The sequence below is a fragment of the Micromonospora sp. WMMD964 genome, assembly GCF_029581455.1.
Lineage (GTDB): Bacteria > Actinomycetota > Actinomycetes > Mycobacteriales > Micromonosporaceae > Micromonospora.
Genome location: NZ_CP120860.1, coordinates 5,854,532 through 5,866,893, shown reverse-complemented (window position 1 = coordinate 5,866,893; position 12,362 = coordinate 5,854,532). Strand labels below are relative to the sequence as shown.

Below are 12,362 nucleotides of genomic sequence, written 5' to 3'. Positions count from 1 at the left end.
TGACCTCGGTGGTGTGACCGTCCGCACCGTTGTCGGGTCGGCCGGGCAGCCAAAACGACGACGCGTAGTGTGTGGGTCGGTGTGCGGACCCGAACGGGCCCGACATTTCCGAATCTCCCCGTGCCGATGCCGGAAGGTGCCAATCCGTGAGCATGATCACCGAGCGCCCCGCGAGCAACCCGGCCGGGTCGCGCCCGGCGCGGGCGGCCGAGGGCCCGGTGGCCCGGCGGGACGTACGCGCGGTCATCTCGGCGTACGTGGCGCTCACCAAGCCGCGGATCGTCGAACTGCTGCTGGTCACCACCATCCCGGCGATGATGCTCGCCGAGGGCGGGCTCCCGTCGCTGTGGCTGATGGCCGTCGTGCTGATCGGTGGCTCGCTCGCCGCCGGCGCGGCCAGCGTGCTCAACTGCTACATCGACCGGGACATCGACCAGTTGATGCGGCGTACCAAGCGTCGGCCGCTGCCGGCGCACACGGTGTCGCCGCGGAGCGCGCTGATCTTCGGTCTGGTGCTGGCGGCGGTGTCGGTCGCCCTGATGGCGGCGTTCACCAACCTGCTGGCCGCCGGGTTGACCCTCGCGGCGATCGCCTACTACGACCTCGTCTACACCCTGTGGCTCAAGCGGTCGACCCCCACGAACACCTTCTGGGGTGGCGCCTGCGGGGCGGCCCCGGTCCTGATCGGGTGGGCGGCGGTGACCGGATCGCTCGCACCCGCCGCCTGGGGGCTCTTCGCGGTGGTCTTCTTCTGGCAGATGCCGCACTTCTACCCCCTCGCCATGAAGTACAAGGACGACTACGCACGCGCCGGCATCCCGATGCTGCCGGTGGTGGCCTCGACCCGACGGGTCAACGCCGAGATCCTGATCTTCGCGTGGCTCACGGTGCTCACGTCCCTGGCCGTCTGGCCGCTGGGGCTCAGCGCGATCTACGGGGTGCCGACCCTGGTGGTGGGTGCCGTCTTCCTGGTCGAGGCGCACAAGCTGTGCCGGCGCGCGACGCGCGGCGAGGCGGTCAAGCCGATGCGGCTGTTCCACTGGTCGACGACGTACCTCACGATCGTTTTCGTGGCCGTCGCGCTCGACGCGCTGATCTGATCGTTCGGCGGCCTGCGCGGCGCCGGTCTGGACCCGCGCGGCGCCGGCGTGGTTCGCTCCCTGGTCTGACTCGTGCGGCGCTGGTCTGGTGCGGCCGTTCGTGGGTGCGGCCCGGCGGGCGGGCGATCGAGGCCGGTGATCACGTGATTAATCATGGCCGTGGATGAGTTGTCCCGGTTTAACGTCACATCAGAGTAACTTTCGACATGAGTCGTATGCGCTCAACCTGCGGCGGTTGAGGGCTCTAATGTCGAGGTGCTTTGGGCCTAAAAGTCGGCATATAAACGGACAGCAAGTCTGTGGTCAGTCTTAAACCTGTAGGTAATTGGCATCACAAAAGGTTCATGGTTCTCGCCCGGGAGGGTGCGAGTCTGCTTAGGCTTCGCGTCATGGCAGATGGTTCCGATACGACGCTGACGGCTGAGCAGACCGCCGGCGAGCAGACGCCGCAGGGCCTCGTTGCGGGTCTCAAGGCGTTCGCCGCTGGACACGGCGGCGCGAAGGCGGTCATCGAGTACGTCGGCAAGCGCGGCGCGCGGATCGTCCTGGTCGGTGCCGACGGTGAGTGGGGCGACCAGTTCGCCGACGACACCGTCACCGCCCGGGAGGCGTGCGCCAAGGCGGGAGTAGCCGTCGAGAACGCCTGGGAGCGTGAACTGATGGACCAGATGCGCCCGAGCAACGACCTCTGGCGGTCGATGGCCCGACGCACGATGGCCCGCTGAATAGACACCTGAATTGACCACCCACCACCAGTCGACCCGGGGGGAACCCCGGGTCGCTCTCGTCACCTGTGCCGACCTGGTCGACCTCGACCCGGACGACCGCCTGGTACTCGCCCCGCTCGCCGCCCGTGGCGTCACCGTGGAAGCCGCGGTGTGGGACGACGCCGACGTCGACTGGTCCTCCTACGACCTCGTCGTGCTCCGTTCACCGTGGGACTACGCGCTACGCCGCGACGAGTTCGTCGCCTGGGCGGCAACCGTCCCGACCCTGGTCAATCCGGCCGAGGTGGTCCGCTGGAACACCGACAAGCGCTATCTCGCCGAGCTGAGCGCCGCCGGGGTGCCGACCGTGCCGACGTCGTGGGTCGAGCCGGGGGAGACCTGGCAGCCGCCCGCCGAGACCGGCGAGTACGTGCTCAAGCCCGCGGTCAGCGCCGGCAGCCAGGACACCGGGCGGTACGACCTGACCGACCCGGAGCACCGGGACCTCGCCGCCGCGCACGTCCGCCGGCTCTCCGACGCCGGCCGGGTGACCATGGTCCAGCCGTACCTGCGTGCCGTCGACACCGAGGGCGAGACGGCGCTGCTCTTCCTCGCCGGCCCGGACGGGCTCGCGTTCAGCCACGCGATCCGCAAGGGCCCGATGCTGACCGGCCCGGACCTGGGCCCGGACGGGCTCTACAAGGCCGAGGAGATCACCTCCCGTGCCGCCCGCCCCGACCAACTCGCGGTGGCCGAGAAGACCCTCGCCACCGTGCCCGGCGGCACCCGGCAGCTCCTCTACGCCCGGGTCGACCTCATTCCGGGCCCGGACGGCGAGCCGGTCCTGGTCGAGCTGGAGTTGACCGAACCGTCCCTCTTCGTCGGGTACGCGGACGGAGCCCCCGACCGCCTCGCCGACGCGATCACCACCCACCTGGCCCGCCGCGGCTGACGCCCCTGCTTGCCGCGCATCTCGGGCAGGGTGATCGGGCGCGGAGCGCGGTGACGAGGCCCCAAGATCGTGCTCGATCATCGATGTAGTGGCGTCGGCGCGCCGCCGAGGCCACTACATCCTGGTTCGAGCGTGACCTTGACGGTCGCGGGCGTCCCCAACCGCCCCCGGTCGGCCGGCGACGGCGTTCATCGCCAAGATCCGCCGTTCGTCGCCAAGATCCGCGCAGGATCGGTGATGTTGCTGTGTCCCGCGTGTCTGAGGCAGCAACATCCCTGATGTTGTGAGGATCTTGGGCGCGGGGCGCGGGGCGCGGGGCGCGGGGCGCGGGGCGCGGGGCGCGGGGCGCGGGGCGTTGGGCGTTGGGCGTTGGGCGTTGGGCGTTGGGCGTTGGGCGTTGGGCGTGCATGCGTGTGGCGGGGCGTGGGGCGCGGTGCGGCCAGGGATCCCTGGGGGGTGTCGTCAGGCGGTGACCGGGACCGGGGTGGTCGCGTCGGCGGGGGTGGCCTGGGAGGGGGTCGGGGCGACCGGCCGGCGTTCCCGGGTGGACCACTGCACGGACAGGGTGGCCAGCAGCACCAGGCAGGAGCCGAGCATGTGCGCGCCGACCAGGAGTGCCGGCACGTGGGTGAAGTACTGCACGAAGCCGATCACGCCCTGACCCAGCTCGACGGCGATGAGGACGATCGCCGCGCGGGTGGCGCGCTGAGCGCCGACGGCGCGGAACGCGAAGATCAGGGCCACCGAGAGGCCGATCAGCAGGAAGACACCGTCCGCGTGCACCTGCGAGATCGTCTCGGGATCGAGCCCGTTGCGGGCGGCGCCGTGGTCGCCGGCGTGCGGGCCGCTGCCGGTCACCCAGGTGCCGATGACCAGTACCGCGACGGTGACGCCGGTGGTGATCCGAGCGAGGGTGCGCAGCGGCGCGGGCACCACGGCGACGGTCGGGCCGTCCGGGTCGCCGACGCGCCGCCAGAGGGCGTACGCGGCGGCGATCACCGCCATCGAGGCCAGGAAGTGCAGCCCGACCACCCACGGGTTGAGGTTGGTGAGCACGGTGATCCCGCCGACCACCGCCTGGGCGGGAATGCCCAGGAAGACCGCTACGGCCAGTGGGAGGAGCCCGGGTCGGCGGGGTCGGTGCGCCAGCACGGCCAGCAGGGTGGCCAGCGCGATGAGACCGACCGCGAAGGTCAGCATCCGGTTGCCGAACTCGATCACCCCGTACACGCCCATCTCGGGCGTGGTGACGTAGGAATCGTCGGTGCACCGGGGCCAGGTGGGGCAGCCGAGGCCCGAGGCGGTCAGCCGGACGGCCCCGCCGGTGACGACGATCCCGACGTTCGCGATGATCGAGGCGAGCGCGAGGCGGCGCAGCAGGATGCCGGGGACCGGACGGGCGATTCGGTTCACGGCGCAAATCCTACGCACCGTAGTGATCGAGGTTCGTCCGACTCCGCCGACGCGGTGGTTCGGATCACCGGGACCCGGGTTTGCGACAGTCCGGGTAATTACGTAACGTTGGCGTTGTGAAAAACGCGGCGGCGCTCTCCGGGCAGCAGCCGACGGCCGGTCCGGCTGTCGGTGCGCCCACGTCGGCGCCCGTCACGAGCATGCCGGGGGCCACGGCGGCCGAGATCTCCACCCGGGACCGGGTCACCCAGTTGCTGCTGGAGCAGGGGCCCACCACGGCCGCGCAGCTCGGCGTGGCCCTCGGGCTCAGCCCGGCGGCGATCCGCCGACACCTGGACGCGATGCTCGCCGACGGTGACGTGCATGCCCGCGAGCAGACCGTGCAGGGCAGCCGCGGCCGGGGGCGTCCGGCCAAGGTGTTCATGTTGACCGAGGCGGGCCGGGTCCGCTGTGGCACACACCACTACGACAACATGGCCACCGCCGCCTTGCGGTGGATCGCCCGTAGCGGCGGTTCGGACGCGGTGGAGGCGTTCGCCGCCGAGCAGGTCTCCGCTCTCGAATCCCGCTGCCGAGCGGCGATGGAGGACGCCGGCGACGACCCTCTCGCGCGTGCCGAGGCACTCGCCGCGGCGCTGACCGCCGAGGGTTACGCTGCCAACGCGACCACGATCGCCTCCGGCGGTCAGCTCTGCCAGCACCACTGCCCGGTGGCGCACGTGGCCGCCGAGTTTCCCCAGCTGTGCGAGGCCGAGACCGCGGTGATCTCCCGTCTGGTCGGCACCCACGTGCAGCGCCTGGCCACCATCGCGCACGGCGACGGGGTGTGCACCACGCACATCCCGACCCAGCCGGGCCGTGTTCAATCCGGTAATCCCGTCACCACTGTGAGGACAGATAGATGACCGAGCAGATCGTCCAGCCCCTGACCCAGGAAGAGCAGCTCGCCGCCCTGGGCCGGTACGAGTACGGCTGGTCCGACCCGGACGCCGCCGGGGCGGCTGCCCAGCGCGGCATCAACGAGGCGGTGGTGCGGGACATCTCGGCCAAGAAGAACGAGCCGGAGTGGATGCTCGACCTGCGCCTGAAGGGCCTGCGGCTGTTCGGCCGCAAGCCGATGCCGGCGTGGGGCGCGGACCTCACCGGGATCGACTTCGACAACATCAAGTACTTCGTGCGGTCGACCGAGAAGCAGGCCACCAGCTGGGAGGACCTGCCGGAGGACATCAAGAACACCTACGACCGGCTGGGCATCCCGGAGGCGGAGAAGCAGCGGCTGGTCGCCGGTGTCGCGGCGCAGTACGAGTCCGAGGTCGTCTACCACAAGATCCGCGAGGATCTCGAGGAGCAGGGCGTCGTCTTCCTGGACACCGACACGGCGCTGCGCGAGCACGAGGACATCTTCAAGGAGTACTTCGGCACGGTGATCCCGGTCGGCGACAACAAGTTCGCCGCGCTGAACACCTCCGTGTGGTCCGGTGGCTCGTTCATCTACGTGCCGAAGGGCGTGCACGTGGAGATCCCGCTGCAGGCCTACTTCCGGATCAACACGGAGAACATGGGCCAGTTCGAGCGGACGCTGATCATCGTCGACGAGGGTGCGTACGTGCACTACGTCGAGGGCTGCACCGCGCCGCTCTACTCCTCCGACTCGCTGCACAGCGCGGTCGTGGAGATCATCGTCAAGAAGAACGCGCGCTGCCGGTACACGACCATCCAGAACTGGTCGAACAACGTCTACAACCTGGTCACCAAGCGCGCCGTCTGCCACGAGGGCGCGACCATGGAGTGGGTCGACGGCAACATCGGCTCCAAGGTGACGATGAAGTACCCGGCGGTCTACATGACCGGTGAGCACGCCAAGGGTGAGGTGCTCTCGGTGGCGATGGCCGGCGAGGGCCAGCACCAGGACGCGGGCGCCAAGATGGTGCACGCGGCGCCCCACACGAGCAGCACCATCGTGTCTAAGTCGATCGCCCGTGGCGGCGGCCGCACCTCGTACCGGGGTCTGGTCCAGGTGCTGGAGGGTTCGCACCACAGCCGGAGCACTGTCAAGTGCGACGCACTGCTGGTCGACACCATCTCCCGCTCGGACACCTACCCGTACGTCGACATCCGCGAGGACGACGTGGCGATGGGGCACGAGGCGACCGTCTCCAAGATCAGCGATGACCAGCTCTTCTACCTGATGAGCCGGGGCCTGAGCGAGGACGAGGCGATGGCCATGATCGTGCGCGGCTTCATCGAGCCGATCGCCAAGGAGCTCCCGATGGAGTACGCGCTGGAGCTCAACCGTCTGATCGAGCTGCAGATGGAGGGCGCGGTCGGCTGACGCCGTCCCGTCCCGTGGCGGGCCTGCGATATCGGCCCGCCACACCAGGCCCCACTCGTCGTCACGGAACAGACAGACCAAGGAAGAGATGACTACCCAGGCTTCCGCGCCGCCGCCCAGCACCAAGTCGCAGGCGCTGCGCTCGTACGACGTCGCCGACTTCCCGGCCCTCACCGGCCTGGAGGAGGACTGGCGTTTCACCCCGCTCAAGCGCCTCCGCGGTCTGGTGGCCGAGGCGCCGGCCGCGACCGGCGTGGTCCGGCACGAGCACGACGACCTGCCCGAGGGCGTGACGATCACCCGGGTCGGCCGCGACGACGAGCGGGTCGGAAGCGTGCTGACCCCGGTGGACCGGGTCAGCGCGCTGGCCTACGGCGCCGCCACCGACACCCTGCTGGTGCGGGTCGCCCCGGAGGCGGTGCTCGGTGAGCCGGTGCGCCTGCGGGTGGTCGGTACGGGTGCCGAGCAGCCGGCGTTCGGGCACACCTTCGTCGAGGTGGGCCGCTTCGCCGAGACGACACTGGTGGTGGAGCACGTCGGGTCGGCCACGCTGGCCGACAACGTCGAGGTGCTGGTCGCCGACGGCGCGAAGCTGACCCTGGTCACGATCGCCGACTGGGCCGACGACGCGGTCCAGGCCCAGCACCTGAAGGTCAAGCTGGGCCGGGACGCCAGGGTCGTGCACATCCAGGTCTCCCTCGGCGGTGACCTGGTCCGGCAGTTCACCAGCGTGGAATACACGGGTCGGGGTGGCGAGGCCGAGCTGTACGGCGTCTACTTCGCCGACTCCGGCCAGCACCTGGAGCACCGGCAGTTGGTCGACCACAACGTTCCGGACTGCCGCAGCTACGTCGGCTACCGGGGTGCCCTGCAGGGCGAGGACGCGCACACCGTCTGGGTGGGCGACGTGCTGATCCAGGCCGAGGCGACCGGCACCGACACGTACGAGATCAACCGGAACCTGCTGCTCACCGACGGCGCGCGGGCGGACTCCGTACCCAATCTGGAGATCGAGACCGGCGAGATCGCCGGCGCCGGCCACGCCAGCGCGACCGGCCGCTTCGACGACGAGCAGTTGTTCTACCTGATGGCCCGGGGTATCCCGGAGGGCGAGGCCCGCCGTCTGGTGGTCCGTGGCTTCTTCGCCGAGGTGATCAACAAGATCCCGGTGGAGTCGCTGCGTGAGCGTCTCGGCGAGGCGATCGAGGCCCGGCTGACCAAGGCCGGCGCCTGATGATCCGGATCTGCTCCGTCGAGGACGTGCCGAAGGGCACCGCGATCAGCGTGGACGTCGACGGCACCTCGATCGCCCTCGTGCACGGCGAGGACGGTCGGTTCTACGCCGCGTACGACGAGTGTTCGCACGCCGCGGTCGCCCTCTCCGAGGGTGAGGTCGACGGCTGCACGCTCGAATGCTGGTTGCACGGTTCGCGTTTCGACCTGCGCACCGGCGAGCCGAGCGGGTTGCCCGCGACCGAACCAGTCCCCGTCTACCCCGTCGACGTCCGCGACGGCGACATCTACCTCAGCCTGACGCCGAGTAATGGAGTGACCCGATAATGAGCACCCTGGAGATCCGCGACCTGAAGGTGTCGGTCAAGCTGCCCGAGGGTGAGCTCAAGCCGATCCTGGCCGGCGTCGACCTGACCGTCCGCTCCGGTGAGACCCACGCGATCATGGGGCCGAACGGCTCCGGCAAGTCCACCCTGGCGTACTCGATCGCCGGTCACCCCAAGTACGAGATCACCGGCGGCACGGTGACCCTCGACGGCGAGGACGTGCTGGCCATGACGGTCGACGAGCGTGCCCGCGCCGGCCTCTTCCTGGCCATGCAGTACCCGGTCGAGGTCCCCGGCGTCTCGGTGGCGAACTTCCTGCGCACCGCGAAGACCGCCATCGACGGCGAGGCGCCCAAGCTGCGCACCTGGGGTGGCGAGCTGCGCGGCGCGATGGAGCGCCTGCAGATGGACCCGGCGTTCGCCCAGCGCAACGTCAACGAGGGCTTCTCCGGTGGTGAGAAGAAGCGGCACGAGATCGTCCAGCTGGAGCTGCTCAAGCCGAAGGTCGCGATCCTCGACGAGACCGACTCGGGCCTCGACGTGGACGCGCTGCGCGTGGTCAGCGAGGGCGTCAACCGGGTCCGCGACACCGGCGACACCGGCGTGCTGCTGATCACCCACTACACGCGGATCCTGCGCTACATCAAGCCGGACTTCGTGCACGTCTTCGTCGCCGGCCGGATCGTCGAGCAGGGCGGCCCCGAGCTGGCCGACAAGCTCGAGGCCGAGGGCTACGAGCGGTACGCCGCCGGGGCCGGCACGGCCCGGGCCTGAGCGGGAGAGGCGCTGCCGAGATGACCAGCATCGCGATCCCCGAGGGGATGCCGCAGTACGACGACGTGCCGCGTTTCGACGTGGCCCGGGTGCGCGCCGACTTCCCGATCCTCGATCGGGAGATCAACGGGCACCCGCTGGTCTACCTCGACAGCGCCAACACCTCCCACAAACCGCGCCAGGTGCTCGACGTGCTCGACGAGCACTACGCGCGGCACAACGCCAACGTCTCGCGCTCGGTGCACACCCTGGGCACCGAGGCCACCGAGGCGTACGAGGGGGCGCGGGCGAAGGTCGCCGCGTTCATCAACGCGCCGAGCGTCGACGAGGTGGTGTTCACCAAGAACTCCACCGAGGCGATCAACATCGTGGCGTACGCCTTCTCCAACGCCTCGCTGCGCCCGGACGCCGACGCCCGGTTCCGGCTCGGCCCCGGCGACGAGGTGGTGATCTCCGAGATGGAGCACCACTCGAACATCGTTCCGTGGCAGCTGCTCTGCGAGCGGACGGGCGCGACCCTGCGCTGGTTCCCGGTCACCGACCAGGGTCGGCTGGACGAGTCGGGTCTGGAGGACCTGGTCACCGAACGGACGAAGATCGTCTCGTTGGTGCACACGTCCAACATCCTGGGCACGATCAACGCCACCGCCCGGATCACCGCCCGGGTCCGTGAGGTGGGCGCGCTGCTGCTGCTGGACTGCTCCCAGTCGGTGCCGCACCTGCCCATCGACGTGGTCGACCTGGACGCCGACTACATCGTGTTCACCGGTCACAAGATGTGTGGCCCGACCGGGATCGGTGTGCTCTGGGGTCGGGGTGAGCTGCTGGCGGCCATGCCGCCGGTGATGGGCGGCGGCTCGATGATCGAGACGGTCACCATGGGCCGCTCGACGTTCGCCGCGCCGCCGGCCCGGTTCGAGGCGGGCACGCCGCCGATCGCCGAGGCGGTCGCGCTGGGTGCGGCGGTGGACTACCTGACCGGCGTCGGGATGCGGGCCATCCAGTGGCACGAGAAGGAGCTGACGGCGTACGCGCTGGACGCCCTCGGTTCGGTGCCGGACCTGCGGATCTTCGGCCCGACCGTGCCGGTGGGTCGGGGCGGCACGATCTCGTTCGCGGTCGGTGACGTCCACCCGCACGACGTGGGGCAGGTGCTCGACTCGCTCGGCGTGCAGGTGCGGGTGGGTCACCATTGCGCCAAGCCGGTGTGCAGCCGGTTCGGCGTCCCGGCCATGACCCGGGCCTCGTTCTACCTCTACACCACCACCGGGGAGATCGACGCTCTGGTGGCCGGTCTGGAGCAGGTGCGGAAGGTGTTCGACTGATGGTGCAGCTCGACCAGCTCTACCAGGAGATCATCCTGGATCACTACAAGCACCCGCACGGGCGTGGCCTGCGCGACGCCGACGACGCGGGGGACCGGGTCGCGGAGGCGCACCACGTCAATCCGACCTGCGGCGACGAGGTCACCGTCCGGGTGGCCACCGACGGCACGGTCCTGCACGACATCTCGTACGACGGGATGGGCTGCTCGATCAGCCAGGCCTCGGCGAGTGTCCTGCACGAGTTGCTGCGTGGTCGGGGCGCCGGGGAAGCATTCGAGGTGCACGAGGCGTTCGTGGAGTTGATGTCCGGACGTGGCCAGGTCACGCCGGACGAGGACGTGCTCGGCGACGGGGTGGCCTTCGCGGGCGTGGCCCGCTACCCCGCCCGGGTCAAGTGCGCGCTGCTGCCGTGGATGGCGTTCAAGGACGCCGCGGCACGTGCCGGCGTCGGCGTCAACCCGGAGGTGACGGCATGAGCGAACGTCAGCGAGCGAATCGTCGGTGCGGTGCGGCCTCACGGCGCAGCGGAGCGGATGGCATGAGCGAGCGAAGCGTCGGTGCCGCACGGCGCCGCGGGAGCGGTGCGTTGGCATGAGCGAGCGGACAATTGGTGCAGCGCAGTGCTGCCCGGTGGCGGCACGGAGCGAAGCGGAGTGATGGCATGAGCAGCGAGAACACGGCAACTGCGGCGACGCCGGAGGCCGGTGACACCACCGCGGCACCGCAGACCGACGCCGCGACGACCGACGGTGCCGCGACGCCGGAGGCCGGCGACGCCGGCACCCCGGCGGGCGGCGTCAGCAAGGCCATGATCGCCGACATCGAGGAGGCGATGAAGGACGTCGTCGACCCGGAGCTGGGCATCAACGTGGTCGACCTGGGTCTGGTGTACGGCGTGCACGTCGACGACGAGAACGTCGCCACCCTGGACATGACGCTCACCTCGGCGGCGTGCCCGTTGACCGACGTGATCGAGGACCAGGCTCGGCAGGCACTGACCACCGGTCCCGGAGGCGGCCTGGTCAACGACATCCGGATCAACTGGGTGTGGCTGCCGCCGTGGGGCCCGGACAAGATCACCGATGAGGGTCGGGACCAGCTTCGGTCCCTCGGTTTCAACGTCTGACCGATCCCGTCCTTCGAGCGCGGTACCCCGTCGGGGTGCCGCGCTCGATTGCTTTCTCACATACGTCGGCCTCACTTGTGGAACGGATCGTTCCGGTCTGCTAAGCTGATGACAGTTGAACGGAGCGGAACATTCCGCTCCGCAGGCGGGCGGGATCGTTCGTCTGACGGGATCGACGGAGAGGCCAGGACGATGAGCGAGATGGCAGCGGCGCAGTGGCGGATCGTGCTCGGCGAGGCGCACAAGGCACTCCGGACGGCCGTCGAGGGCGTTCCGGCCGACGCCTGGGACCGACCCACCCCGTGCGACCAGTGGACGGTCACCCAGGTGCTCCAGCACGCGACGGGTGACCAGCTCGCCTTCGCCTCGGCGATCGTCGGCGGCCCGGGGCCGACGGAGGACCCGTTCGCGCCCTCCGGCCGGATCGAGGGTGACAAGATGGTCGACCTGCGCGCCGCTCTCGACGCCTCCGCCCGCGCCTGGGCGAGTGTCGCCGACGACAACCCGCAGGTGCCCACGCCGCTGCCCCAGGGCAAGTTGCCGGCTCCCGTCGGTGCCGTCGCGTGCGCCCTCGACGCCGCGGTGCACGCCTGGGACATCGCGACGGCCACCGGTCAGTCGTCCCCGCTCGGCGAGGACCTGGCCCGCCCCCTGCTGGTGGTCGCCCGGCAGATCGTCGAACCGCTGCGGAACTACGGCGCGTACGCCCCGGCGATCACCACCGACCCGGAGGCCGACGAGGTCAGCGTCCTGCTCGCCTACCTCGGCCGCGACCCCCAGTGGTCCGCCCGGACGGCCTGACGCCCCACGTTCACCCAGAGATCGCGCTCGACCATGGATGTAGTGGTCTCAGCAGGTCACCGAGACCACCACATCCTGGTTCGAGCACGATCTTCGCATCGCGCCGCACCCGCAGCCGCCCACGTCGAACGCTCACCGTCAAGATCCGCACAAGAACAGGGATGTTGGTGTCTCCCGGGCGTCGGAGGCAGCAACATCCCTGATGTTGTGACGATCTTGGGGCGGGGCGGGGCGGGGCGGGGCGGGGCGGGGCGGGGCGGGGCGCGGCGCGGT

The 12,362-nt window shown here is 70.1% G+C and carries 13 protein-coding genes; 12 read left to right on the top strand and 1 reads right to left on the bottom strand.

The genetic code is table 11. The features are described 5' to 3' along the window. Positions 1-146 precede the first annotated feature (146 nt). The 3 genes from O7616_RS26695 (at position 147) to O7616_RS26685 (ending at position 2,759) form a co-directional block, all read left to right on the top strand. Positions 147-1,100, top strand: a complete 954-nt coding sequence (locus O7616_RS26695; RefSeq protein ID WP_282257823.1) for a heme o synthase — start codon at positions 147-149, stop codon at positions 1,098-1,100. Between the two features lie 389 nt (positions 1,101-1,489). After that, positions 1,490-1,825: a hypothetical protein gene (locus tag O7616_RS26690; protein ID WP_088988554.1), complete on the top strand. Its 336-nt coding sequence runs from the start codon at positions 1,490-1,492 to the stop codon at positions 1,823-1,825. 13 nt (positions 1,826-1,838) lie between these two features. After that, entirely contained in the window at positions 1,839-2,759 is a 921-nt protein-coding gene (locus O7616_RS26685) for a hypothetical protein (protein WP_282304520.1), read from the top strand. Between the two features lie 462 nt (positions 2,760-3,221). Here the strand turns inward: O7616_RS26685 and O7616_RS26680 are convergent, their stop codons facing one another. Beyond that, a complete protein-coding gene (locus tag O7616_RS26680; protein WP_282304519.1) occupies positions 3,222-4,190 on the bottom strand; it encodes a COX15/CtaA family protein in 969 nt (322 codons plus the stop codon). 182 nt (positions 4,191-4,372) lie between these two features. Between O7616_RS26680 and O7616_RS26675 the strand changes: the two genes are divergently transcribed. The 9 genes from O7616_RS26675 to O7616_RS26635 all read left to right on the top strand — a co-directional run bounded on the left by O7616_RS26675 (position 4,373) and on the right by O7616_RS26635 (position 12,089). After that, positions 4,373-5,077 carry an ArsR family transcriptional regulator gene (locus O7616_RS26675; protein WP_282307736.1) on the top strand — a complete coding sequence of 235 codons (705 nt, stop codon included), beginning with the start codon at positions 4,373-4,375 and terminating at the stop codon, positions 5,075-5,077. After that, positions 5,074-6,504 (top strand): Fe-S cluster assembly protein SufB, encoded by a 1,431-nt coding sequence (gene sufB, locus O7616_RS26670; RefSeq protein WP_088988557.1) that lies wholly within the window; start codon positions 5,074-5,076, stop codon positions 6,502-6,504. The genes O7616_RS26675 and sufB overlap by 4 nt, the downstream gene beginning before the upstream one ends. 88 nt (positions 6,505-6,592) lie before the next feature. Then, on the top strand, positions 6,593-7,738 hold the full coding sequence (gene sufD, locus O7616_RS26665) for a Fe-S cluster assembly protein SufD (RefSeq protein ID WP_282257827.1): 1,146 nt from the start codon (positions 6,593-6,595) through the stop codon (positions 7,736-7,738). Next, the gene (locus tag O7616_RS26660) at positions 7,738-8,064 is read left to right on the top strand and encodes a non-heme iron oxygenase ferredoxin subunit (RefSeq protein WP_282304518.1); all 327 of its coding nucleotides are present in this window, start codon (positions 7,738-7,740) and stop codon (positions 8,062-8,064) included. Before sufD ends, O7616_RS26660 begins: the two co-directional genes overlap by 1 nt. Then, positions 8,064-8,837 (top strand): Fe-S cluster assembly ATPase SufC, encoded by a 774-nt coding sequence (gene sufC / locus O7616_RS26655; protein WP_282257829.1) that lies wholly within the window; start codon positions 8,064-8,066, stop codon positions 8,835-8,837. Before O7616_RS26660 ends, sufC begins: the two co-directional genes overlap by 1 nt. A 20-nt stretch (positions 8,838-8,857) precedes the next feature. Beyond that, the gene (locus O7616_RS26650; protein ID WP_282304517.1) at positions 8,858-10,162 is read left to right on the top strand and encodes a cysteine desulfurase; all 1,305 of its coding nucleotides are present in this window, start codon (positions 8,858-8,860) and stop codon (positions 10,160-10,162) included. 2 nt (positions 10,163-10,164) lie between these two features. Then, positions 10,165-10,638, top strand: coding sequence for a Fe-S cluster assembly sulfur transfer protein SufU (gene sufU / locus O7616_RS26645; protein WP_282264829.1), 474 nt, complete (start codon positions 10,165-10,167; stop codon positions 10,636-10,638). A 185-nt stretch (positions 10,639-10,823) separates the two neighbouring features. After that, entirely contained in the window at positions 10,824-11,288 is a 465-nt protein-coding gene (locus O7616_RS26640) for a metal-sulfur cluster assembly factor (protein WP_282304516.1), read from the top strand. Between the two features lie 192 nt (positions 11,289-11,480). Beyond that, positions 11,481-12,089 carry a TIGR03086 family metal-binding protein gene (locus tag O7616_RS26635; protein ID WP_282304515.1) on the top strand — a complete coding sequence of 203 codons (609 nt, stop codon included), beginning with the start codon at positions 11,481-11,483 and terminating at the stop codon, positions 12,087-12,089. Positions 12,090-12,362 lie beyond the last annotated feature (273 nt).

Coding starts and splice junctions, on each gene's coding strand:
- O7616_RS26690 (WP_088988554.1), top strand. CDS start 1,490: ATGGCAGATGGTTCCGATACGACGCTGACGGCTGAGCAGACCGCCGGC.
- sufB (WP_088988557.1), top strand. CDS start 5,074: ATGACCGAGCAGATCGTCCAGCCCCTGACCCAGGAAGAGCAGCTCGCC.
- O7616_RS26675 (WP_282307736.1), top strand. CDS start 4,373: ATGCCGGGGGCCACGGCGGCCGAGATCTCCACCCGGGACCGGGTCACC.
- O7616_RS26635 (WP_282304515.1), top strand. CDS start 11,481: ATGAGCGAGATGGCAGCGGCGCAGTGGCGGATCGTGCTCGGCGAGGCG.
- O7616_RS26640 (WP_282304516.1), top strand. CDS start 10,824: ATGAGCAGCGAGAACACGGCAACTGCGGCGACGCCGGAGGCCGGTGAC.
- sufD (WP_282257827.1), top strand. CDS start 6,593: ATGACTACCCAGGCTTCCGCGCCGCCGCCCAGCACCAAGTCGCAGGCG.
- sufC (WP_282257829.1), top strand. CDS start 8,064: ATGAGCACCCTGGAGATCCGCGACCTGAAGGTGTCGGTCAAGCTGCCC.
- O7616_RS26660 (WP_282304518.1), top strand. CDS start 7,738: ATGATCCGGATCTGCTCCGTCGAGGACGTGCCGAAGGGCACCGCGATC.
- O7616_RS26650 (WP_282304517.1), top strand. CDS start 8,858: ATGACCAGCATCGCGATCCCCGAGGGGATGCCGCAGTACGACGACGTG.